Source organism: Corynebacterium stercoris, from assembly GCF_024160105.1.
Lineage (GTDB): Bacteria > Actinomycetota > Actinomycetes > Mycobacteriales > Mycobacteriaceae > Corynebacterium > Corynebacterium stercoris.
On record NZ_JAMFTQ010000004.1, the window covers coordinates 55,611 to 80,082 of the forward strand.

The following is a 24,472-nucleotide window of genomic DNA, read 5'->3' on the forward strand; positions in this document are numbered from 1 at the left end:
ACCATGAGTGCGACTAAACAGGCGGTATTCGTCGTTGTGCTCGGGATTTCGGCTGTCGCCGCGGTGTTGCTCTCGCTCGCCGTCGGCGCGCGGGAGATGAGCGTGGCAGAAAGCGTCAACGCTGTGCGTGACGGGCTTGCCCTCGCGTTCCACATTAAATCTGAGCAGGTCAGCGAGGAGGCGCACGTGGTTGCCCATCTACGGGTTCCACGCACGCTGCTGGGCCTGCTCGCCGGCTCGGCGCTAGGCACAGCGGGAGCCCTGCTCCAGGGGCACACACGCAACCCGCTGGCGGACACAAACCTGTTGGGCATCGCCCCAGGGGCGGCGCTTGCAGTGGCTGCGGCAACTGCCGTGTTCGGCTCGCTACCGGTGCTGGTCGCGGTGGTGGTCGGTTTCCTCGGCGCGACATCGGCGGTAGCGCTCGTATTCGCACTGAGCGCGCGAAGCCGCGGCTCCACCCCGATCACGGTGGTGCTCGGCGGGTCCGCACTCGGTGCGGTATGTTCCGCGCTGACCAGCGGAATCGTGCTCACAAACACTCAAAGCCTCAATGACATGAGGTTTTGGACGGCGGGCTCCGTAGCGGGTCGGGACATGCACGTTGTCGCCACCGTCGCCCCGGTCGTCCTGGTCGGCCTGGTCGCCGCGTTCGCCACGGCGAACCGGGTAAACATGGTGAACTTGGGCGATGACGTCGCGCACTCCCTCGGCGTCAACGTCGCAGCTGCACGCGCGGTGGGGATCCTGCTGGTCGCCCTGCTTGCCGGTGCAGCTGTGGCGGGGGCGGGCCCGATCGGGTTTGTCGGCTTGGTAGTGCCGCATATCGTTCGCTCCCTGACTGGGCCAGATTACCGGCTGGTGCTGCCGTGCTCCGCGCTTGCCGGTGCGACGCTGCTGCTCCTTGCGGATGTCGCCGGCCGAGTCATCGCCCGCCCTGGTGAGCTGCAAGTTGGCATCACCCTCGCCTTCGTCGGCGCCCCGTTCGCCTTGTACCTGCTGCGGAAAGGGGCGAAGCTGTGACCCGCACGTTTGTAGTCAATGTCGTGCTCGCGGCGTGCGGGCTCGCCGTTGCGCTCGGGGGCATCATGGTGGGGGAATTCGGGCTTGGGCTTCATGACGTCCTCGCCGCCCTTACCGGACAGTCCACCGGCATGGCCCGCACCGTGGTCGTCGAGTGGCGCTTGCCGCGTGTTGTCACGGCGCTGGCGGTGGGGGCCGCGCTCGGATTCGCGGGCGCGATCTTTCAGACGATCACTCGTAACCCGCTGGCCAGCCCAGACATCCTGGGCGTTGTTTCAGGTGCGTCGGCGTTCGCACTCACGGCACTGCTCGCGGGTGGCGGCACCGGGGCGCTGCTCAGCGCGCTCGGGGTGCCGCTGAGTGCGTTTGTCGGCGGGATCGCGGTCTCCGTGGCGATGTGGTGGCTCAGCCGCGGGGGCGGTCTGGGATCGTTCCAGCTCATCTTCGCTGGCATCATCCTCAATGCCCTGGCGGTGGCGTACAACTCGTTCCTCCTCGTCCGCGCCGACTACCGCGATGTGGGCAAAGCTCAGGCGTGGGTGACCGGCTCGGTCGGATCCTCGGGATGGGGTGACGCCGCTGCTGTGCTGGTGGCGCTTGCGTTGGTTGTGCCGCTGCTGCGCTGGGCGGCGTTCCAGCTCGAAGCCCTATCTCTCGGCGCCGACATGGCCGCGGGACTGGGTGTTGATCCGCGGCGCACCCAGCTTGTGCTCATGGTGCTTGCCGTGGCGTTGACATCGACGGCGGTGGCGGCTTCAGGTCCGATTGCTTTTGTGGCGTTTGTGGCGCCGCACGTGGGCCGTCGACTAGCGCATACCCCCACGCCCCCACTCGGCACCGCGATGGTTGCCGGTGCGCTAATCGTCGCTGGTGCGGACCTCGCGGTGCGCACCGTTGTGCCGGGTGACTTGCCGGTAGGCGTGGCCACGTCGGCGTTCGGTGGGGCGGCTCTGCTCTATGCGCTGATGCGCGCGTCCAGAAAGGTGACCTTGTAATGCTTCACGTGCGTGATCTCACTGTCAGCTACGGTGCGGCAACGATCATCGACGGGCTCGCCCTTGACGTCCCGCGCGGCGGCGTCACCACCATCGTCGGACCGAACGGCTGCGGTAAATCGACGTTGTTGCGTGCGGTCGCTGGCCTGATCCCGCGCGAGCACGGCGAGGTTGTCTTGGACGGCCGAAACACCGAGGAGATGAAACGCCGCGAGATCGCCCGCACGCTCGCGGTGCTGCCGCAAACCCCCGTAGCGCCGGATGGGCTGACGGTGCGAGACCTGGTCGGGCGCGGGCGCCACCCGCACCAGACGTGGCTGCGCCAGAGCTCGGAGAAAGACCGCGCGACGGTGGACGAAGTGATGGAGCTGACCCAGGTGGCCGAGTTTGCGGAGCGCCCGCTCGAGCGGCTCTCCGGCGGGCAGCGGCAGCGCGCGTGGATCGCGATGGTTCTCGCCCAAGACACCCCGCTCGTGCTTTTGGACGAGCCGACCACGTATCTGGACCTTTCCCACTCCGTCGAGCTGCTTGCACTCATTCGCCGTCTCGCCGATGACATGGGGCGCACCGTGGTCATGGTACTGCACGATTTGAACCTCGCGGCGCGTTTTTCCGACCAGTTAGTCGTGATGAAAGGCGGCGAGGTGCAAGCGGCGGGTACACCCGCCGAGGTTGTGTCGGAGCAGTTGCTTGCCGACGTATTCTCTCTGCCTGCCGTGGTCGCCGAAGACCCGGTGGCAGGAGGGCCGCTGATCGTGCCCCGCTAGCGCGCTCTAGAGCTCCTGGTCAAGCTGTGTGATCGCGTACGGGATGGTCAGCGGGTTGGGCATACTCATCGCGTTTGCGGTGTCGGTGTCGAGCCAGTGCACGCCGCCGCGCGTGTTTACGTCGAGGTTCGCAAACGAGGCATCGTTTTTCAGCGCGTCGATCGCGCCGTAATAATCCAGGATGAACACGTAGTCCACATCATTGAAGTCGGAGTAGTTTTCCGGGGACCAATCGATGAAGAAGCTGGATCCGTCACCGTTGAACTTGTCCGGGATGGTAAACCCGAGCTTCTCAATGAAGGAGCCGCGGCCGTCGCCCGCCGTGTACACGCCGAGCTTGCCGCCGTAGGGCATTCCGATGACCGCGGTCTTGCCCTGCAGCTCCGGATGCGCCCGCCGGAAGTCCGCGAAAGCCTGCTCGGATTCTGCGATGAGCTTGTCGCCCTCCGCTTCCTTGCCTAACGCCGCCGCGATCTCCTTGATCTGCTCGTCCCACGGCACCTGCCAGTCTTCGTGTTGGTCGGAATGGAAGGTCGCCGGCGCAATCTGCTGCAACAGGGCCTGCTTGTCGCTGTCGAAACCGCTGTTGACCGCGATGATCTTGGTCGGATCGAGCGCTGCGACCTGCTCAGCGGTATCAGTGCTGAACTCGGTGGTGGTGTTGCGGATCGGGTTCGGCTCGACGGTGAGCTTGTCTTTGGCCCACGGTCCGAGGCCGGACGGATCGCCCGAGCCCTCTGCCTCCCAGGTGGCGTAGCCGACTGGTTGCTCCCCCAGCGCGAGGACGGTGTCCACGTCGCCAAGCCCCAGCGTGACAATACGGTCGTTCGACCCCGCCGCGTCGGTGTGCTGGCTGGAGTCTGCGGACTCGTTGGAGCAGCCGGTGAGAAGCAGCGCAGCCGCAGCGAGGGTAGCTGTCAGCCGCCGGAGCGGCAGTGGGGAAGTGCGTTTCAAGGTTCGCCCTTTCGGTCTGGAACGAAAGCACCCTGAGTTAGGAGTGCCTAAGCTAACGGAACTAGCATACGGCACGGCGCTGCTGTCGGGCAAGCAACCCCCGTCGGGGCGAGCGGTTCGCGAGTGGTCTCGGTGTGAGGGGTAGCTACCGTAACGGCCCCGGGGAGGCAAGCGCACTGCAGCCGCCGCGCGAAAACAGTCCTCACTACGAGGCGGGGAGGTCGCCGCGGATCGTCGCCACGCTGTTTGCCACCATGTAGATGCCGACGATGGCGGCGATCCACAACAGCGTCACCTTCGCCTCGTACTCGAGGCGGGGGATGATGCGCTCGAGCTTCGGGAAGAACCGCTGCCCGAAGACGAGTGCCAGGGTGGCCAGAATGATCGTGGGGGCGATCATGATGAGGCAGTAGATGCCCACGGACCCCACCTTTGCCGCGGTCGGGATGTCCCAACTGCCGATGATGCCCATTGCGGCGAGGTAGGGGAGCATGGTCGCCGCCTCAGTGAGGGAGGCTCCGAGGCCGATGGCCACCATGCTCGGCACGCTGTTTGTCGCTCCAGCTGCCCGTTTCGGAAGCTGCCCGGGTTCGGGCTTTTTGGGGTCAGGGCTGAAGATGCCGAAGATGGCGAGGGCCGCGCCCAGTATCAACGTGATCCACGGGAAGACGTCAGTCTGCGTGAGCCGCTCTAGTGCAGTGCCCAGGCCCGCAAACCCGAGGAGGATCCCGAGTCCGAGGAGGAAATATACCCCGGCAACCGTGACCAGGTACGCGGTCAGCGCCGGAACGCGGACGCTGCGCCAATGGACGATGAGTGCAAGGGGAATGACAAGGGTGCCCAGGCTCAGGCTGTCGAGCAGCGCCAAGCCGATAACGGGGATGACCGAACCCACAGGTCGCTCCGATTCTCTCGTACGAACGTATTACGCCTTACGAACGTACGAGAAACTAGACTGGTGCGCAACCATGAACGACTATTCGTTAGACCACCAGTTTTCGGAATCGGCCGCGACCATCGCCGATGCGACCATCCGCATCATTGCGTCGCGCGGCCTCGACGCTGTCAGCGTGCGGGAGGTGGCGAAGGAATCAGGGTTCGCCGCAGGCTCGGTGCAGTACCACGCACCCAACAGGGACACCCTGCTTGCGCACGCGTTCATCCGCTCTATCCAGCGTTCGCGAGAGCGTGTCGGCGCTGTCGCCGAAAGGGACGGCGTGCTCGAGACATGGGTGGCGAGGCTCGCCGAGCTCCTCCCCATCGGCGGCGTGCGGTCTGAAGACGCCGCGATCTGGGTCACGTACGGTTCAGCTTCGGCTACTCGGGAGTGGATTGCGCAGCTCTATACCGAGGTGCTCGAAGATTTCCAGAATGGCGTGGTCGCGGCGCTCGGCGGTGACGAGCAGTCGAGGCCCAAGGCGCGACTGGTTACAGCGTTGATCAACGGTCTGACGCTGGACAACCTGCGAGTCCCAGAATCCGAGGCCGAGCGCATTCTGGCCGACCTCCGAGAGGGCCTGCGCCTCCTTTTCTCCAGTTGAGTGTTGCGAACTGCGACCCCGTACCGCGCCGCCCGCCCGCGAGCCAGACCGGGAATCCATAACGCACCCGTTACGCTTGGAACCCGTGAATACACCTATTGCAGTCGACGTCCTCGCGCGCGTCCTGATGCCGAAAAAGGGCGAGCCGCGCGATGTGCGCATGCTCTACCTGATCGAGCCGGAGTTCAACAAGCAGCGCCTGACCTGGTCTGACCGCACGAGCTTCGCCGTGCCCGCGGGCAACGAGGTCAGCTTCGAGACGTACTTCAACGCCTTCCCGGCCTCCTACTGGCGCCGCTGGTCCCAGCTGGACAGCATCGTCCTGGCCATGGACATCGAGGGCACGGCCACCATCTCGGTCTACCGCTCGAAGCACGACGGCACCCGCGTGGCCGTCGGCAACTACGAGGCCGCCGACCAGCGCGTCGAGATCCCGCTCGCCCTCAACAACTTCGAGGACGGCGGCTGGCTGTGGTTCGACATCACCGCCGAGACCGACGTCCGCGTCGCCGACGCCGCGTGGTGCTCCCCGCAGGAGCCCAAGGAGCAGGTGCTTGCCGACGGCACCGTCGTCCCGCCCCAGCCCAAGCAGGTCGCCGTGGGCATTCCGACGTTCAACCGCCCGCGCGACGCCGTCAACGCACTGCATGCGCTTGCGGAGGACGCGGAAGTACTTTCGTCGATAAGCCATGTCCTCATGCCGGACCAGGGCAACCAGCACCCGGCGGACGAGCCCGACTTCGCCGCAGCCGAGGCTGCGCTCGGCGGCAAGCTGCGCATGTTCTCGCAGGGCAACCTGGGCGGCTCCGGCGGCTACGCCCGCATCATGTACGAAGCGCTGAACACCACCGATGCCCCGTTCATCCTCTACATGGACGACGACATCGCTATCGAGCCGGACTCTATCCTGCGCGCGGTGCAGGTGGCGCGCTACGCCAAGCAGCCGTTCCTCGTCGGCGGGCAGATGCTCAACCTGCAGAACCGCTCCCAACTGCGCACCACGGGCGAGACCGTGGACAAGGACATCTTCATGTTCCGCCTCGCGGAGCACGCGGTGTACGACCACGACCTGGCGAAATACCCGCTGGGCTACGTAGGCACCCCGGAGGAGCAGATGGATCCGCGCAAGATCACCTCGCGCCCGCTGCACCGCCGCATCGACGTGAACTACAACGGCTGGTGGATGGACCTGTTCCCCCGCGTCGTCGCCGAGCGTATGGGGCTGCCCCTGCCGCTGTTCATCAAGTGGGACGACAACGAGTACGCCTTCCGCGCGGGCGAAGCCGGCTTCCCGACGGTCACCTGGCCCGGCGTCGCAATTTGGCACATGGCCTGGGCAGACAAGGACGACGCGATTGACTGGCAGGCGTACTTCCACATGCGCAACCGCCTCATCGTCGCGTCCCTCTACGGCCCGGACACGCCTGACGCGATGCTGCGCAACATGATGAAGTCCACCCACAAGCACATCATGTGCATGGAGTACTCCACCATGGCCATCCAGCTGGAGGCCATGCAGGACTTCCTCCGCGGCCCCGACCAGCTCTTCGACATTCTCGAAACCGCGCTGCCGAAGGTCCAGGCGATCCGCAAGGACTATTCCGATGCGCAGATTGTGGCGTCGGCAGCCGACCTGCCCGCCCCGACCGGCGCGCCGGGCGTGCCCACCCGCAACATCGGCGGCCGCCTGGCCAAGATCAAGAAGCTGCCGTGGGCGGCGAAAGCGTTGCTGCACCAGCGCAAGCCGGAGGACCGCGCCCACTGGGAAGCGCCGCAGCTCAACCTCACCGCCGACGAGGCCCGCTGGTTCACCCTCGCCCGCGTCGATTCCGCGACGGTGTCCACCGCGGGCGGCACCGGTGTGGCCTTCCGCAAGCGGGACAAGGCGCTTGCCGACGATCTTTTGGAGCAGACCAAGACACTCTACGACGAGATCAAGAAGCGCTGGCCAGAGCTGCGCGAAACGTATCGCGCGGCCATGCCCGAGCTGACCAGCCACGAGAACTGGGGGAAGATCTTCGATGAACAGTAGGGAAGCCGACCTCCTTGTTTGGCTGCAGGACAAGGCGTACTCCCCGGCCGTCGCGAAGACGGCGAGAGGCCTGAGCCACTTCGGCGAGCACGACTTGGGCTGGATGGCCGTCGCCGCGGCCGGTGCGGCGCTGGATGGGAAGCGCCGCCGCAAGTGGATTGCGCTCGGTGTGGGCACGTTCACGGCGCACGCGGTGAGCGTAGTGCTGAAACGCATCGTGCGCCGCCCGCGCCCCCACGACGAGCGCGTGACTATCGGCGTGAAAACGCCGTCAAAGCTCTCCTTCCCGTCGTCGCACGCCACCAACACCGGTGCCGCTGCGGTGCACCTCGCGGACATCACAGGAAAGAAGTGGCCTTTCGCACTCGTGCCGGTGATGATGCTTTCGCGTAACGTCCTCGGGGTGCATTACCCCACCGACACCCTGGCCGGTGCCGCCCTCGGCGCCGCGGTGGCCAAGGGGGTCATCGAGGCGGAAAGGCGGATCTAAGTGAGCGAGCTGAGAAGCGAGGCGGCTGCGTACGACGCGCGCAACCACGACCGGAACCCGGAGCACGAGCCCTTCTTGAAGCCGGAGCCGCACACCGAGGGCGTGGACTACCAGCGCAAGAAGACCCCGCCGAAGAACCTGCCGGACGCGATGATCAAGGGCCTGCGCCCGAAGCAGTGGGTCAAAAACGTCCTGGTGCTCGCAGCGCCCCTGGCCGCCGGCTTCGACGCATTCACCGGCCGCACCGTCGTCGACATTCTGATCGCGTTCATCGTGTTCTGCTTCGGCGCGTCGTCGATCTACCTGATCAATGACGCCCGCGACGTGGAGTCGGACCGCCAGCACCCCACCAAGCGCTTTCGCCCGATCGCCTCCGGCATGCTGCCGATCAACCTGGCATACGCCATGGCGGCGATCCTCATCGCGCTGGCCATCGGCCTGTCCTTCCTGGCCACCGACGGCTCGGCGCTGGCCACCGTCATCGCCGTCTACATCGCGCTGCAGCTCGGCTACTGCTTCGGCTGGAAGCACATCCCGGTCATCGACATCGCGCTGGTGTCCTCCGGCTTCATGCTCCGCACCATGGCCGGCGGCGTCGCCGCGGGCATCGTGCTGTCCCAGTGGTTCCTGCTGGTCGCCGCCTTCGGCTCCCTGTTCATGGCTTCCGGCAAGCGTTACGCGGAACTCATCCTCGCCCAGGAGACGGGCGCGAAGATCCGCAAGGCGCTCGAGGGCTACACCCCGACCTACCTGCGTTTTGTGTGGACACTGTCCGCCACCGCCGTCGTGGTCTGCTACGCCCTGTGGGGCTTCGAGCTCTCCGCCGAGGTCACCGGTGCCGCCGCGCTGTGGTACCAGATCTCGATGGTCCCGTTCGTCATCGCCATCTTGCGCTACGCCGCCGAAGTCGACGGCGGCCGCGGCGGCGCCCCGGACGAGATCGCCCTGGAGGACCGCGTCCTGCAGCTGCTCGCCCTGGCATGGATCTTCTGCATCGTCATGGCGGTGTACGTCGCCCCTGCTCTGGGCTGGTAGCCGGTTACCTCCTGGCCACGAAGTAAACTCCGCATAATGCATCGCAACGCCCGCGCCTCTCTCGCCGTCGCCACGGTGATCGCGGGCGTTTTCGCATTCTGGGGCGGCTGGGCGCGGCGTTGGATGTCGGACGACGGCCTGATCGTCCTACGCACCGTGCGCAACCTGCTCGCCGGCAACGGCCCCGTGTTCAACGTCGGCGAGCGCGTGGAGGCCAACACATCCACCCTGTGGCAATACCTGATCACCGCCGTTGCCTGGCTTACCGACGGCCGACTCGAAGACATCGCCACCGCCCTTGCGCTCACGTTCACCGTGCTCGCCGCGAGCTTGGGCACCTACGCTTCCGGCCGTTTCTGGCAGCTCAGCTTCCGCCGGGCACTGCCCGTCATCCCCTTCGGCATCATCATCTATCTCGCGCTGCCGCCGGCGCGGGACTTCGCGACCTCCGGCCTCGAATGGGGCCTAGCCCTGTTCTGGCTGGCCATCTGGTGGGCGCTGCTCGTGGAGTGGGCCACGCCCGCCCGCCGGGCGGTGCCGTCCGCCGGGTACCTGCTGGCCTTCTGGTGCGGCCTGTCCTGGCTGGTCCGGCCCGAGTTCGCGCTCTACGGCGGCGTGACCGGCATCCTGCTCATCGCGTACCCGCCGCGCAAGACGCCGGGCATTCTCGCCGCCGCGCTGCCGGTGCCCGCGGCGTACCAGATCTTCCGCATGGGCTACTACGGCCTGCTCACCCCGCACACCGCGGTGGCCAAGTCCGCCGCGGACTCGCAGTGGGGTCAGGGCTGGAACTACATGATGGACTTCGCCGGCCCGTACGCGCTCTGGCTTCCGGTGGTGATCACCGCCGCGGTGCTGGTGCTGCTGGGGAGGCGGGTAGGCGGACGTCGGCTAGCAATTGTGCTCCTCGTCGCAGGCTGCGCTCTCGCGCACGTCCTGTACGTGCTGCGCGTGGGCGGCGACTTCATGCACGGCCGCATGCTGCTGCTGCCGCTGTTCGCGCTGCTGCTGCCGGTGCTCGCTGTGCCGTACAACCGCGGGATGGCGGCGCTGGCGACGGTGCTGATCGTGTGGGCCACGGTGATCGTGGTGCGATCGAACCCGGTGGATGAGGACAACTACCAGGGCAAAAACATCAGCATCGTCGACGAGCGCGATTTCTGGACCGTCGCCGTCGGGCGCGAACGCGGTAACCCGCCGCAGTACGCAGAAGACTTCCTGGGCCTGCCGATGATGCGCCACTTCACCGAGAAAATCGCGGAAGGCCGGGAAGAGGACGCGGCGCAGGCCACGCTCGGCCTCGACGAGGACGATCCGGAGCTTTTCGAGTGGTGGGTGCGCCCGCGTATCGACGATTCTGAGACCGACCTCAACGACCTCGCGCTGACCGCCTACTGGATCAACCTCGGCATGACCAGCATGAACACCCCGCTGGACGTGCGCGTGCTGGACACCGTCGGCCTGGCCACGCCGCTGGCCGCGCGCATGCCGCGCGATCTCGACGGCCGCGTGGGCCACGACAAGCAGCTGCCGGAGCAGTGGCAGGTGGCCGACACGGCATTGGACTTGGACGATCTGCCGGATTGGTTCGACATCCGCGGCGCCAAACAGGCCCGCGCAGCGCTGCGCACCGAGGACATCGCCGAGCTGCTGGCGTCGTCACGCGAGCCGATGAGCCGCGAGCGCTTCTTCAAGAACATCCGCTACGCCCTCGGCCCCGGCCGTACACTCCAGCTTGACGACGATCCCTCCACCTATCTCGATGCCGCCACCCTGCGCGCGATCCGCAACGGCGAGGACCCCGGCCTGCACAGCGATATCGCACGAATCGCCTGGCCTACCCGATAGCAGCGCCAAGCGACTGGCTCGGCACGCCCCCTGTTGGTAACGTTGCGGTAACAATCACCAAGTTTTGAGGGGTTTACTATGTCCGCAGTATCCAAGCGCCGCAGCTTGCTGGCTCTGCTGGTCGCGATGTTCACCATGCTGGGCAGCGTGATCGCCGCACCGCAGGCCCAGGCTGCGCACCGCGACTGGCTGCGCCCGGACGCCACCGGCCACTGCGAGTGGGACCCGGTCGGCTACTGGGTGCAGCGCTGCGATGTGTGGTCGCCCGCCATGAACCGCACCATCCCGGTGCAGATCCAGCCGTCGCAACGCGGCGGCAACGCGGGCCTCTACATGCTCGACGGCCTGCGCGCCATGGACACCACCAACGCGTGGGTGCACGACGTGAATGCCGCGGCCAGCTTCGTCAACCACAACATCACCCTCGTGATGCCGGTCGGCGGCCAGTCCTCCTTCTATACGGACTGGAACGCGCCGGCAACGTATGACTTCAACAACCCCGTCACCTACAAGTGGGACACCTTCCTGACCAAGGAGCTGCCGGTCTACCTCGAGCAGCACTTCGGTGTCGCCCGCTGGAACAACTCCATCCTGGGCCTGTCCATGGGCGGCACCGCCGCGATCAACCTCGCCGCGCTGCACCCGGAGCAGTTCCGCCAGGTCCTGTCCTACTCCGGCTACCTCACTACCACCATCCCGGGCGCGCAGACGGGGCTTCGCGTCGCACTTCTCGACGGCGGCCTGTACAACCTCAACGCCATGTGGGGATCCGTGCTCAACCCGCGCCGCTACGAGAATGACCCGTTCCTGAACATGGGCAACCTTCGCGGCCGCGACGTGTACGTGTCCGCCGGCAGCGGTGTGCCGGGTCCGGCTGATGCCAAGTACCTGCCGGAGCACCGCGCGGCCGGTATCGCGCTGGAGCGCGTCGCCAGCTTCACGACGAAGCTGTGGGCCGCCAAGGCGACCGCGACCGCCGTGCCGCACACCGCCGTGTTCACCCCGACCGGCCTGCACAACTGGGACCAGTTTGGCTCCCAACTCGAGGCGACCAAGCCGCGCATCCTCGACGTAATGAACGCCTGGTAGGGGGCATCCCCGCCACTCATTTCGTTGACAGCTCCAGGGGTGGAGCTGTCAACGCTGTTGCTGTCAGGTGTCCAACGGAAACACCCAGGTCACAGGGTTGGTGCTGACAGCTCCAGTCGCTGACAGCTCCAATCGCAAAATGCACTGCGCTCTCCATTCGTTGAGAGCTCCAGGGTGGAGCTCTCAGCGCTGTTGCAGACAACTGTTTGTTTGGAAACTGCAGGTCACAGGGTTGTCGCTGAGGGCTCCAGTCGCTGACAGCTCCAATCGCTAAAAGTGCACTGAGCTCCACCCGCTGAGAGTTCGAATGCCTCACCGCCATCACCCCCAAATCCCCAGCTCGCGTGTGGCTGGTGTGACTCATCTGATATCCCCCGGCGTGTCGCCGTGTTAAAGTCTCAAGTGAAACTTAACCTTTTGGGTACTCCCGACCCCAAAAGTTTCCCGACCGAGAGTATTGAGGCTGACTTTCATGCGCGCACCACGATTCTCCAAGCAGGCCACCCGGGCACTCGCTCTCCCCGCAGCGGCGGCGATGGCCCTGTCGCTGCTGCCGGCCTTCACCGCCACGGCGCAGGCGCAGGACCTGTCCTCCCGGCTGTCGTCGAATAGCTCGAACCGTGGCATCTCGGACGGCATCCGTCCGGCGGACCCGCCGCAGCGCACCCCGATCGAGGTTGACCGCAACCCGCAGATCCCGGGTCTGCCGGCTGGCGTGTCGGTGGACCGTATTGAGTGGCTTACCAACCGTCGAGTAGCGGTGTTCATTAAGTCCGCAGCTATGCCGGAGCAGCTCGTCCAGGTGCAGATCCTCCTGGCGCGCGACTGGCACTCCAACCCGGGCGCGAAGTTCCCGGAGGTCTGGGCGCTCGACGGACTGCGCGCGCGTGACGACGAAAACGGCTGGACCATCGAGACGAACATCGCGCAGTTCTACGCCGACAAGAACGTCAACGTGATCCTCCCGGTCGGCGGCGAGTCTTCCTTCTATGCCGACTGGCAGCGCCCGAACAACGGCAAGAACTACAAGTGGGAGACGTTCCTGACCAAGGAGCTCGTGCCGATTCTGAACAACGAGTTCCGCTCCAACAACCGCCGCGCCGTCGTGGGCATTTCCATGGGCGGCACCGCCGCAGTGAACCTCGCGGAGCGCAACCCGCACCTCTTCGACTTTGTCGGTTCCTTCTCCGGCTACCTGGACACCACCACCACCGGCATGCCGGCGGCGATCAAGGCCGCGCAGCTGGATGCGGGAGGCTACGACACCGACGCCATGTGGGGCCCTCCGGGTTCCCAGGACTGGATCGACCACGACCCGAAGATGGGCATCGAGAACCTGGCGGGCAAGACGGTGTACGTCTCCGCAGGTTCCGGCCGCGACGACTTCGGCACCGCGGATTCCATCGCCAAGGGCGCGGCGAACCCGGCCGGCAAGGGCCTCGAGGTGATTTCGCGTCTGTCCACCCAGACCTTCGTGGATTACGCGAGCCGCACCAGCGTGAAGCCGATCGTGCGCTTCCGCCCGTCCGGCGTCCACTCCTGGGAGTACTGGCAGTTCGAGATGGCGCAGGCGTGGCCGTACATCGCTAACGCCCTGTCCGTGCCGGAGGCTGACCGCGGCGCCGCCTGCACCGCGATCGGCGCAATCGGCGAGGTGACCCAGTCCGGCGTCGTCGGCACGTGCGTGAACGACGAGTACCCGGTGGGCGAAAACGGTAAGGGCCGCGCGCAGGACTTCCGCGGCGGCACCGCGTTCTGGTCCCCGGAGACCGGCGCGCACGCGCTGTTCGGCGCGATCTTGGCGAAGTACTCCGGCCTCGGCGGCGCTGCCGGCTGGCTGGGCTTCCCGCTCACGGGCGAGACCAAGACCCCGGACGGCAAGGGCCGCTTCGTGCACTTCCAGAACGGCTCCATCTACTGGACCCCGGAGACCGGCGCGTACGCCATCCCGGGCGACATGGTGAAGGCGTGGGGCGAGCAGGGCTTCGAGACCGGCCAGCTCGGCTACCCGGTGGCCGAGGCGACCAAGACCGGCGAGGGCTACGTCCAGCGCTTCCAGGGCGGCTACCTGACCCGCAACCCGGATAAGTCACACAACATCGTCATCGGCGCGATCGCCAAGAAGTACGGCGAGATGGGCGCCGCGAACTCCGACCTCGGCTTCCCGAAGAGCAACGAGATCGCCATCCGCGGCGGCTTCTTCCAGGAGTTTGAGAAGGGCAACATCTACTGGTCCGCGGGCACCGGCGCCCACTGGATCGGCTACGGCGACATCTTCAACGAGTGGGGCAAGCGCGGCTACGAGCAGGGCGCGCTGGGCTGGCCGACGTCCGATTACGCCGCGATCCCGGCCGGCGGTCTCACCATCGACTTCCAGCACGGCCGCCTGAAGCAGGTCAACGGCATCGTGGTGGAGGAGAAGCGCTAATGCGCCGCGCACTCGGGGCTCGCGGATTCGGGGCACTGTGCGTATCGACGCTTCTTTACGCCACCCTCACAGCCTGCGGCGGGTCCGCCACGGTCGAGGGCGACAAGGCGACGGTGACCCCGACGACCACTACCGCGACCTCGACGACGGCGACCGCCGCGACATCGGCCACCACGACCACCCCGCGCGCCTCCGGCGGCGCGGCGGTGCCCCCGGGCGACGGCGACCGGCCAGCCCGCGAGGTGGAGACCGTGCCCGACCAGGCAACGGGTTACTCTCCGGCGGAGGAAGCTTTCCTGGAACAGTTGCGGGAAAACGGTCTGAATATTGAGGGTGTTGAGGACCAACTCACAGCAACAGGCTTTAGCGTGTGCTCGAACGACATGATCACCCGCGACGCGGTGGCCGGTCAGCTTGTCGAGCAGCGACGCACGGACATGGATCCGGCCGCCCTCGGTCAGCTACTGACGGACACCGCGCGCGCCAACCTCTGCTAGGAGGCGTTGCCGCATGCGCGATTCGCGCACGCGCCCCCGCTCCGGGGGCGCCCGAAACGTATTCGTCGTCGCCGCTGTCATCGTGGTGCTCGCCCTGATCGGGCTGGGCATCTACCAGTGGCGCTCCGGCCCCGGCCCGCTGCCTGGCCCGGACCCGATGCAGACGCAGACCGAGGCGCAGCCCGAGGAAACGACCACAACCCCGTCGCAGCCCGAATGGTGCCCTGCGGTGGAGTTCGTCTCGGTACCGGGCACGTGGGAATCCTCGCCCGAGGATGATCCCTTCAACCCGCAGGCGAACCCGGCGAGCTTCATGCTCACCATCACGCGCCCGCTGCAGGAGATGTACGACATCAACCACGTGCGCGTGTTCACCGTCCCCTACACCGCCCAGTTCCGGAACATCCAGACGGAACGCGGGCGCGCGGAGATGACGTACGACGACTCCCGCGCGGAGGGCACGGCGAAGCTGAATGGTGAGCTCGCATTCGTCGGCAAGCTGTGTCCGGATACGAAGTTCATCGTCGCCGGGTTCTCCCAGGGTGCGGTGATCGCGGGCGATGTGGCGAGCGAGATTGGCAACCGTCGCGGCGTGATCCCGCCGGAGCGGCTGCTGGGTGCGGTGATGATCGCCGACGGGCGCCGCGAGAACGGTGTCGGCGTGAACCCGGGTGTCGAGATGGCTGGCCAGGGGGCGGAGATTACGATGCAGCCGCTGCAGCGCGTCGTCGACCTGGCCACCCCGGGCGCGACGATGACGGGCCCGCGCCCGGGCGGCTTCGGCGAGGTCGCGGACCGCGCGTACGAGATCTGCGCACCGAACGATACGGTGTGCGACGCGCCGCTGGCGGTGGGGAACGCGATCGACCGCGCGTCGGCGCTGCTGCTCGCGAACGGCAACCACGCGCTCTACGCCACGAATCCGGAGGTAATTCCGGGAACTACCGCGTCGCAATGGACCGTGGACTGGGCGCGCTCTACAATCGATACTTTGTAGGTAGAAACTATCCCGAGTGAACGTGAAGGAGTCCCATGGATCTCGAAGTAATCATCCAGAAGTTCCTGGATGAGCAGGGCAACGTTGTCCTCCCGCCGAACTTCACCATCCCCGCGCTGACGGAGATGCTGTACGGTGCAGCTGTCCAAATGGGCCAGGCAGACACCGTGAACCTGCGGTTCTGGGACTACTCGCAGGACGTGGACGGTGAAACAGTCGAGTACACCCGCCGCGAGTGCAACACCCGTTTCAAGGCCGTAGCCGCGCGACTTCAGCAGGTGGGCCAGCCGGGGGACCGCGTGGCCATCCTGGCCGGCAACTCCCCGGAGTACATCTTCGGCTTCATGGGAGCCCTCTACGCCGGCCAAGTGCCGGTGCCGCTCTATGACCCGAACGAGCCGGGCCACGAGCACCACCTGCGCGCGGTGCTGGGCGATTCCGGCGCGAAGACGGTGCTGACCAACAAACAGGGTGCCCCGGCTGTGCGCGAGTACTTCGCCGAGCTGCCTGCTGCGGAGCGTCCGCGCATCCTCGCGGTGGACTCCCTGCCGGATTCGCTGGCGGATTCTTGGCAGCCGATCGAGGTGCCGGAGGGCACGGACACCTCGCAGAACGTCTCCTTCCTGCAGTACACCTCCGGCTCCACCCGCAACCCGGCTGGCGTGGTGCTGACGAACGAGTCCATCGTGACCAACGTGCTGCAGATCTACACCGGCATCGGCATCCAGCAACCGATGCGCATCCCGTCCTGGCTGCCGCTGCACCACGACATGGGCATCATCCTGACGCTGGTGCTGATGATTCTTGGCAACGAGCTGGAAATCTTCGCCCCGCGCGACTTCATCCAGCAGCCGAAGCGCTGGCTGGACCGCCTCAACCGCCGCGAGGGCGACCCGGAGGACATGAAGATCTACACCGCGGTGCCGAACTTCGCGCTCGAGCTCAGCGCCCGCTACGCCACCCCGGAGAACGCGGGAGACTTCGACTTCTCCCAGGTCGAGGCCGTGCTCTGCGGCTCCGAGCCGGTCACCGAGTCGTCCGTTGAAACGTTCCTCGGTGCATTCGGCGAGTCCGGCATGCGTCGTGAAGTACTGCGCCCCTCCTACGGTCTGGCCGAGGCGACGCTCATCGTCTCCACCCCGCAGACCGGGGACCGCCCGAAGTTCGCCTACTTCGACCGCGCCCAACTCGCTGAAGGCAAGGCCGTCGAGGTGGGGGAGGCCGACGGCGTGGCGTTCGCCTCGAACGGTCAGCCGGTGAAGTGGATGCACTTTGCAATCGTCGATACGCAAACGCGCGACGAGCTGCCGGAGGGCAGCATCGGCGAGATGTGGGTGCACGGCAAGAACAAGGCCGCCGGCTACCTCGACCGCGAGGAGGAAACCCGCGAGACCTTCGAGAACACCATCGGCGAGACCATCCAGGAGAACCTACCGAAGGACGGCTGGATGAATACCGGCGACCTGGGCACCCTCGTCGACGGCCACCTCTACATCACCGGCCGCGTGAAGGACCTCGTTGTCATCGCCGGCCGCAACCACTACCCGCAGGACATCGAGGCCACCGTGCTGGAGTCCTCCGAGCACGTGCGTGCGGACTCCGTCGCGGCGTTCTCCGTGCCGGGCGAGGACGTGGAGCGCCTCATCCTGCTCGCCGAGCGTGCCGACGACGCCTCCGAGGACGGCGACAAGGCCGCCGAGGATGCCATCCGCGCAGCCGTGACTACCAAGCACGGCATCAGCCCGGATGTCATCGAGTTCTACCCGCCGAACGGCATCACCCGCTCCTCCGCGGGCAAGATCGCGCGCCGCGTGAACGCGAAGCGCTACATGGAAGAGCACGCGGAGTAAAAACGCCCTGGTTGGGCCCCTCGCGGGCCCAGCTTTGTCGTTTTCGCTCTACCAAAATTGCCTGCCCAACGCGCGCGGGCGTGATAACGAATTGGATACGGTTGCGCGATAAGCTTCGCATTATGACAGAGAACGAATTGACCGCATGGCTGACGCGGTGGGTGGCCGCCACGACCGGCCAGCCGGACGTGGATACCGCAACACCGCTCGAGGCTTACGGTCTGTCGTCTCGTGACGCTGTGGTGCTCTCCGGCGAGCTGGAAAACCTGCTGGGGCGCAAGATCGACCCCACCATCGCGTACCAGTACCCGACCATCGAGGCGCTGGCGAAAGCCCTCGTGGCGGCGCCTAGTGCGGCGGCGCGCTCCTACGAGCGTCGTGAAGCGGAGAGCTCCCCTGCGGAGCGCGACATCGCCATCGTGGGCGCGGCGGGGCGCTTCCCGGGCGCGCGCACCGCGAGCGAGTTTTGGCAGGTGCTTATCGACGGTCGTGTCACCACCGGCCCCCTGCCCGCCGGGCGCTGGAGCGAGTACTCGGGCGACCCGTACTTGCGCACCAAGATGGCGGAGGAAGCCACCGACGGCGGCTATCTCGACGACATCGCGTCCTTCGACAACGAGTTCTTCGGGTTGAGCCCGCTTGAGGCGCAGAACATGGACCCGCAGCAGCGCATCATGCTGGAGGTCGCGTGGGAGGCGCTCGAGGACGCGCACATCCCGGCCGACAGCCTGCGCGGCGAGGCCGTAGGCGTGTTCGTGGGTTCGAGCTCGAATGATTACGGCATGCTCATCGGCGCGGACCCGGCGAACGCTCACCCGTATGCGCTGACTGGTTCCTCCTCAGCGATCATTCCGAACCGCATCTCGTACGCGTTCGATTTCCGCGGCCCGTCCATGAATGTGGACACCGCGTGCTCGTCGTCGCTGGTCAGCGTGCATCACGCCGTGCGCGCGCTGCGCGACCGCGAGTGCGATGTGGCGCTTGCCGGCGGCGTGAACATTCTGGCCAACCCGTTCGCCTCGCTGATGTTCTCCGAGCTCGGCGTGATCTCGCCGACGGGCGCGATCCGCGCGTTCTCCGACGATGCCGACGGCATCGTCCGCTCCGAGGCTGCCGGTTTCGTGGTGCTCAAGCGCGTTGCCGACGCGATTGCGGACGGCGACGAGATCCTCGCCGTGGTCAAGGGCTCCGCCACCAACTCCGACGGCCACTCCAACGGCCTGACCGCCCCCAACCCGGAGGCGCAGGTGGACGTGCTGCAGCGCGCCTACGCCGACGCCGGCATCGACCCGGCCGAGGTGGACCTGGTGGAAGCCCACGGCACCGGCACCATCCTTGGCGACCCGATCGAAGCAACCGCACTGGGCACCGTGCTGGGCCGCAACCGCACCAACGCGAGCCCGCTGCTGCTCGGCTCTGCGAAATCGAGCATCGGCCACGCCGAATCTGCCGCCGGCGTCGCTGCGCTGATCAAGGTGATCGAGGCCCTTAAACACGACACCATCCCGGCTTCCGCCAACTTCACCGCGCCCAACCCCTTCGTGGACTTCGACGCGGAGCACATCGAGGTGGTGCAGGATCCGCGGGAGTGGCCGCGCTACTCCGGCCGCCGCGTCGCAGGACTCTCCGGCTTCGGCTTCGGCGGCACCAACGCGCACGTCGTGGTCGCGGACTTCGACGCTGGCGAGTACGGTGCCGCGGGTGAAACCGCGGCACCGGGAGACATCGACACTGGCCTCGCCGGGCTCGAGGTGGCAGCGTTGCCGGTCTCCGGACTGCTGCCGTCGCGACGCAAGACGGCCGCCGCCGCGCTCGCCGATTTTCTGGAGGGCCGCCCGGACGCGGACCTGATCCCGGTCGCGCGTTCCCTGGCGAAGCGCAACCACGGCCGTTCCGCCGCTGTGGTGCAGGCCGCCACGACCGAGGATGCGGTGGCGCGGCTGCGCCAGGTCGCCGAGGGCAAGATCGGCACCGGCATCACCGTTGCCGATGCCCCCAACACGATGGGCCCCGTCTTCGTCTACTCCGGCTTCGGCTCCCAGCACCGGCTGATGGCCAAGCGCCTGATGGAAGCCTCCGAGGTCTTCGCCGCCCGCATGCGCGAGCTGGACCAGTACGTCCAGTTTGAGGGCGGCTGGTCCATGCTCGACATCATCGCCGACGACGAGCAGACCTACGACACCCAGACCGGCCAGGTCACCATCACCGCCATCCAGATCGCGCAGACCGACTTGCTGGCCACGCTCGGCATCACGCCGGCAGCCACGATGGGCATGTCCATGGGCGAGATCGCGGCCGCCTACGCCGCGGGCGGCATCTCCGACAAGGATGCGATGCTCATCGCCTGCCAGCGCGCCCGCCTCATGGGCGAGGGTGAGGCCATGATTGCCGGCACCCCGCAAGAAGGCGCGATGGCCGTGGTGGAGCTCGGCGCCGACGAGCTCGCCGCTTTCGTCGAGGAGCACCCGGAAGCCGCCGGCGTGGAGCCGGCCGTCTACGCCGGCCCCGGCATGACCACCATTGGTGGACCTGGTGGTGCAGTGGATGCTGTCGTCGAAAAGCTCGAAGCCCAGGAGAAGTTCGCCCGCAAGCTCAACGTGCGCGGCGCGGGCCACACGTCTGCCCTGGACCCGATCATGGGCGATCTCGCCGCCGAGATCGCGGGCATCACCGCCCGCCCGCTGCGCGTGCCGCTGTTCTCCTCCGTCGACCGCGGCGAGGTGTACCCGGCCGGCGCCGTGGTGCACACCGACGAGTACTTCCTGCGCATGACCCGCCAGCCGGTGTACTTCCAGGACGCGACCGAGGCCGCGCTCCACGCCGGCCACACGACGCTGGTGGAGATCACCCCGAACCCGGTCGCGCTCATGGGCATGATGAACACTGCCTTCGCTGCCGGCAAGCCGGATGCGCAGCTGCTGTTCACCGCCAAGCGCAAGGTCGACGAGGCCGAGTCGCTGCTCGATCTCGCCGCGAAGCTCTACGTGCAGGGCACGCGCGTGGACTTCACCGGCTTCTACGGCGCCGAGCCGCGCATCGACGCGCCGGGCGTGGTCTTCAACCGCAACCACCTGTGGACGCAGGCGCGCCCGTCTTCGAACGGCGGCACGCTGCTCGGCGCGAAAGTGGTGCTACCTGACGGTCAAGTCGCGTTCGCCACGCCTGCCGACGCCGTCTTCAGCCCCTACCAGCTCATCGAGGCCGCAGCCGCCGAGGTCGTGCCCGGCGCCACCGTCGTCGCCACGGAAGAGCACAGCTACCTGCCCGCCGACGGCGAGGTGACCACGCTCGTCGCCCGCTCCCTCGGCGGCGCGAGCATCAGCGTCTACGACGGCACCACCCTCATCGCGGAGGGCTTCGCATCCACCCTCGACACCGGCGCGCGCCGGCAGGAAGCGGGGGTCGCGGAGGTCGCGGCTTCGGAGCCCGTGCTTATCGACGACAGTGATGACGCCTTCAGGTGGGATCCCGCCACCGGCGAGACCGTGGCCGAGCGGCTGCGCGCCATCGTGTCGGAATCTATGGGCTTCGAGGCTGAGGACCTTCCCGACGAGTTGCCGCTCATCGACCTGGGCCTGGATTCGCTGATGGGCATGCGTATTAAGAACCGCATCGAGCACGACTTCCAGATCCCGCAGCTGCAGGTGCAGACGCTGCGCGACGCCTCGGTTGCGGACGTGATCCGGCTTGTCGAGGACTCCGTGGCCGGCCGCGAGGACGCGCCGCAGCCGATGGCCATGAACGCCGAGACCCGCGACGTCGCCACCGAAGTGGCCAAGGCCCGCGAGGGTGCGCAGGGCGTGGGCGTTGCTCCGCGCGATGCGTCGGAACGCATGGTTTTCGGCGCCTGGGCCAAGTTCACGGGTGCGGCTGCGGCTGGCGTGACCAGCGAACTTCCGTCGATAAGCGAAGCCCAAGCCGAAGAGCTCGCCGAGCACCTCACGCAGCGCAGCGGCATCGAGATCACCGCGGAGCAGGTGCGTGAGGCGCGCACGCTGGAGCCGCTGGCGAACTTGGTGCGCGAGGGCCTCGAGACCGAGGTCGAGGGCAACATCCGCGTCTTCCGCGACGGCGATGCAGGTGTTCCGCCGGTGTTCGTGTTCCACCCGGCCGGTGGCTCGAGCGCGGTGTACGCACCGCTGGCGCGCCGCCTGGATGAGCACGTGCCGGTGTACGGCGTGGAGCGCCTCGAAGGTTCCCTGGAGGAGCGCGCGGCTGCGTATGTGCAGGATATCGAGCAGATCGCGGACGGCCGCAAGGTTGTCCTCGCCGGCTGGTCCTTCGGCGGTGCGCTGGCCTACGAGGTCGCGCACCAGATGGGCAACGACAAGATCGAGTACATCGCGCTGTTAGACACCACGCAGCCGTCTGTGCCTATCCCGCGCACGATGGAGGAGACCAAGGCGCGCTGGGGCCGCTACGCCGCGTTCGCCAAGGAGACCTACGGCCTGGACTTCGAGGTGCCCTACGAGCTGCTCGAAACCGCAGGTGAGGAGGCGCTGCTCGCAATGCTGCAGGAGTTTTTGGCCAACACCGACGCCTCCGAGCACGGCCTCGCCGCGGGCGTGCTGGAGCACCAGCGCGCGAGCTTCGTGGACAACCAGATTCTCAACCACCTCGACTTCTCCCGCTGGGCCGAGGTGGACGTGCCGGTCCTGCTGTTCCGTGCGGAGCGCATGCACGACGGCGCGATCACCCTCGAGCCGAACTACGCCCACATTGACGAGGACGGGGGATGGGGCGCTATCGTGGATGACTTGACCATTGTCCACCTGCCGGGCGACCACCTGGCCGTGGTGGATGAGCCGGCGGTGGGGATCGTCGGCAAGCATATGAATGAGTGGCTGGCGGCGCTGCCCGGACGCGGCGTCGGGAAGGGTGACGTGTAGTTGTGACTACCGCGGAGAAGCTCGCTGACCTGCGCGCGCGGCTGGAAACCGCCCAGGACCCGGGCTCGGAGCGCTCGCGCAAGCGGCGCGACGACGCCGGCCTGACCACGCCCCGCCAGCGCATCGCGGCGCTCCTCGACGAAGGCTCCTTCGTCGAGATCGGCGCCCTCGCCCGCACCCCGGGCGACGAGAACGCGGTCTACTCCGACGGCGTGGTCACGGGCTACGGGCGTATCGACGGTCGCCCCGTGGCCATCTACGCGCACGACAAAACCGTGTACGGCGGTTCCGTCGGCGTGACCTTCGGCCGCAAGGTGGTCGAGGTCATGGAGTTCGCCATCAAAATCGGCTGCCCCGTGATCGGCATCCAGGATTCCGGCGGCGCCCGCATCCAGGACGCGGTGACGTCTTTGGCCATGTACTCCGAGATCGCCCGCCGCCAGCTGCCGCTGTCCGGCCGCTCCCCGCAGATCTCCATCATGCTGGGCAAGTCCGCCGGCGGCGCCGTGTACGCCCCGGTGACGACGGACTTCGTCATCGCCGTCGACGGCCAGAGCGAGATGTACGTGACCGGCCCCGACGTGATTCGCGAGGTGACCGGCGAGGACATCACCTCCGCCGAGCTCGGCGGCGCCCGCATCCAGGAGCAGTCCGGCAACATCTCCGCCGTGGTAGGAAGCGAGGAGGAGGCGTTCGACTTCGTCCGCGACCTGCTCGACCACCTGCCCACATCCACGTTCGACCCGCTGCCCGAGGTGTGGGCGCCGGCCGATGAAGAGCTCGACGACACCGAGCTGGACGCGTTCCTCCCGGACGACACGAACGCGGGCTACGACATGATGGAGCTTCTGGTCCAGCTTGGCGACGATGAAGAGCTCGTAGAAATCCAGTCCGGGTACGCCGAAAACCTGATCTGCGCTTTCGGGCGTATCGACGGCCGCCCCGTCGGCTTCGTCGCCAACAATCCGCTCTACCTGGCCGGATGCATCGACGCGGACGCCGCGGATAAGGGCGCGCGCTTCATCCGCACCTGCGACGCTTACAACATTCCGATTGTCTACGTCGTGGATACGCCGGGGTACATGCCGGGCGTGGAGCAAGAGCGCCAGGGGCTGATCCACCGCGGCGCGAAGTTCGCATTTGCGGGCGTGGAGGCCACCGTGCCCAAGGTGACGCTGATCGTGCGCAAGGCCTACGGCGGCGCGTACGCAGTGATGGGCTCGAAGAACCTGAACGGCGACATTAACTTCGCGTGGCCCACCGCGCAGATCGCGGTGATGGGCGCGGCCGCCGCCGCAATCACGCTGCAGGGCAAGCAGCTCGCCGCGGTGGAGGACCCGGTGCAGCGCGAGGCCATGAAGAAAATGTTCATGGATTTCTACGACGAGAACATGACTTCGCCGTACGTGGCTGCGGAGCGCGGCTACATCGATTCCATGATCCAGCCGTCCGAGACTAGGCTGGCCCTGCGCCGCGCCCTTCGGCAGCTGCGCACCAAGCAGGCGTTTGACCTGCCGAAGAAGCACACCATTTCCCCGCTTTAAGCGGGCACTGCGAAAGGCGTACCCATGCTCTCCAGCACCCTTGACCTGCTCGGCGACGTCATCTCCAACCTCGTGTGGTTTGTGAACGGGCTGCTCTCCGGCAACCCGCTCTACGCCTGGGGCTCCAGCTTCTAGGCCTTCTTGCCGCCCACCAGCCCGGCTACCGCGCGCCACCCGAGCATGAGCAGGGCGGACATGACCGTGGCCACGATGACGAAGGACCAGTGCGGCACCGCCTGATTGCGCAAGCCCCAGATGACCAGGCCGGTGATCACGGTGACCGCCCAAATGATGCCGCCCTTGTTCTGGCGCACGATCAGCCACCCCAGCGTCACGCCGAGCGCGAACGGCCACAGGGTGGATAGCCACCCCGTGAAGGTGAATGGCATGTCGTCGCTTCGGTGCGCCGCTCGCGCCAGCAGCGCGAAGACGGCAATGGCTACGTAGTCCGCGGCGATTGCCGACGGCTTCGAAATCGTTCGCTTCATGCCCA

Annotated in this window: 18 protein-coding genes; 15 read left to right on the forward strand and 3 right to left on the reverse strand. The window is 66.9% G+C overall.

Annotated features, from left to right (window positions below; all coding sequences use genetic code 11):
- The first annotated feature begins 3 nt into the window (after nt 1-3).
- Genes M5J20_RS04965 through M5J20_RS04975 form a run of 3 tightly spaced genes read left to right on the forward strand, consistent with a single transcriptional unit; the run spans nt 4 to nt 2,785 of the window.
- Complete coding sequence (locus tag M5J20_RS04965) at nt 4-1,023, forward strand: FecCD family ABC transporter permease (protein WP_253577101.1); 1,020 nt, start codon at nt 4-6, stop codon at nt 1,021-1,023.
- Entirely contained in the window at nt 1,020-2,018 is a 999-nt protein-coding gene (locus M5J20_RS04970; protein WP_253577103.1) for a FecCD family ABC transporter permease, read from the forward strand. Before M5J20_RS04965 ends, M5J20_RS04970 begins: the two co-directional genes overlap by 4 nt.
- On the forward strand, nt 2,018-2,785 hold the full coding sequence (locus M5J20_RS04975; RefSeq protein WP_253577105.1) for an ABC transporter ATP-binding protein: 768 nt from the start codon (nt 2,018-2,020) through the stop codon (nt 2,783-2,785). Before M5J20_RS04970 ends, M5J20_RS04975 begins: the two co-directional genes overlap by 1 nt.
- 6 nt (nt 2,786-2,791) lie before the next feature.
- Here the strand turns inward: M5J20_RS04975 and M5J20_RS04980 are convergent, their stop codons facing one another.
- Complete coding sequence (locus M5J20_RS04980) at nt 2,792-3,739, reverse strand: ABC transporter substrate-binding protein (RefSeq protein ID WP_253577107.1); 948 nt, start codon at nt 3,737-3,739, stop codon at nt 2,792-2,794.
- A 205-nt stretch (nt 3,740-3,944) separates the two neighbouring features.
- Nucleotides 3,945-4,634, reverse strand: coding sequence for a GAP family protein (locus tag M5J20_RS04985; RefSeq protein WP_253577109.1), 690 nt, complete (start codon nt 4,632-4,634; stop codon nt 3,945-3,947).
- A 73-nt stretch (nt 4,635-4,707) separates the two neighbouring features.
- Here M5J20_RS04985 and M5J20_RS04990 point away from each other — a divergent pair, with 73 nt between their 5' ends.
- The 12 genes from M5J20_RS04990 to M5J20_RS05045 all read left to right on the forward strand — a co-directional run bounded on the left by M5J20_RS04990 (nt 4,708) and on the right by M5J20_RS05045 (nt 23,979).
- Nucleotides 4,708-5,280, forward strand: coding sequence for a TetR/AcrR family transcriptional regulator (locus M5J20_RS04990; RefSeq protein WP_253577111.1), 573 nt, complete (start codon nt 4,708-4,710; stop codon nt 5,278-5,280).
- An 85-nt stretch (nt 5,281-5,365) separates the two neighbouring features.
- Complete coding sequence (locus tag M5J20_RS04995; RefSeq protein ID WP_367614889.1) at nt 5,366-7,312, forward strand: glycosyltransferase; 1,947 nt, start codon at nt 5,366-5,368, stop codon at nt 7,310-7,312.
- Nucleotides 7,302-7,802, forward strand: coding sequence for a phosphatase PAP2 family protein (locus M5J20_RS05000; RefSeq protein ID WP_253577112.1), 501 nt, complete (start codon nt 7,302-7,304; stop codon nt 7,800-7,802). The genes M5J20_RS04995 and M5J20_RS05000 overlap by 11 nt, the downstream gene beginning before the upstream one ends.
- Nucleotides 7,803-7,811: 9 nt before the next feature.
- Complete coding sequence (locus tag M5J20_RS05005) at nt 7,812-8,837, forward strand: decaprenyl-phosphate phosphoribosyltransferase (protein WP_256478113.1); 1,026 nt, start codon at nt 7,812-7,814, stop codon at nt 8,835-8,837.
- Nucleotides 8,838-8,873: 36 nt separating this feature from the next.
- A complete protein-coding gene (locus M5J20_RS05010; protein WP_253577114.1) occupies nt 8,874-10,685 on the forward strand; it encodes an arabinofuranosyltransferase AftB family protein in 1,812 nt (603 codons plus the stop codon).
- A gap of 78 nt (nt 10,686-10,763) precedes the next feature.
- Entirely contained in the window at nt 10,764-11,774 is a 1,011-nt protein-coding gene (locus tag M5J20_RS05015; protein WP_253577116.1) for an alpha/beta hydrolase, read from the forward strand.
- A gap of 472 nt (nt 11,775-12,246) precedes the next feature.
- Nucleotides 12,247-14,202 (forward strand): alpha/beta hydrolase-fold protein, encoded by a 1,956-nt coding sequence (locus M5J20_RS05020; protein ID WP_253577118.1) that lies wholly within the window; start codon nt 12,247-12,249, stop codon nt 14,200-14,202.
- Nucleotides 14,202-14,699, forward strand: a complete 498-nt coding sequence (locus M5J20_RS05025; RefSeq protein WP_253577120.1) for a hypothetical protein — start codon at nt 14,202-14,204, stop codon at nt 14,697-14,699. Before M5J20_RS05020 ends, M5J20_RS05025 begins: the two co-directional genes overlap by 1 nt.
- 13 nt (nt 14,700-14,712) lie before the next feature.
- Nucleotides 14,713-15,696 (forward strand): cutinase family protein, encoded by a 984-nt coding sequence (locus tag M5J20_RS05030; RefSeq protein WP_253577122.1) that lies wholly within the window; start codon nt 14,713-14,715, stop codon nt 15,694-15,696.
- Nucleotides 15,697-15,731: 35 nt separating this feature from the next.
- A complete protein-coding gene (locus tag M5J20_RS05035; protein WP_253577124.1) occupies nt 15,732-17,546 on the forward strand; it encodes a FadD32-like long-chain-fatty-acid--AMP ligase in 1,815 nt (604 codons plus the stop codon).
- A gap of 122 nt (nt 17,547-17,668) precedes the next feature.
- Entirely contained in the window at nt 17,669-22,435 is a 4,767-nt protein-coding gene (gene pks13, locus M5J20_RS05040) for a polyketide synthase Pks13 (protein ID WP_253577126.1), read from the forward strand.
- A 2-nt stretch (nt 22,436-22,437) separates the two neighbouring features.
- Nucleotides 22,438-23,979: an acyl-CoA carboxylase subunit beta gene (locus M5J20_RS05045; protein ID WP_253577128.1), complete on the forward strand. Its 1,542-nt coding sequence runs from the start codon at nt 22,438-22,440 to the stop codon at nt 23,977-23,979.
- A gap of 131 nt (nt 23,980-24,110) precedes the next feature.
- Here M5J20_RS05045 and M5J20_RS05050 read toward each other — a convergent pair whose 3' ends face one another.
- Nucleotides 24,111-24,467 carry a DUF3054 domain-containing protein gene (locus tag M5J20_RS05050; protein WP_253577129.1) on the reverse strand — a complete coding sequence of 119 codons (357 nt, stop codon included), beginning with the start codon at nt 24,465-24,467 and terminating at the stop codon, nt 24,111-24,113.
- Between the last annotated feature and the right edge of the window lie 5 nt (nt 24,468-24,472).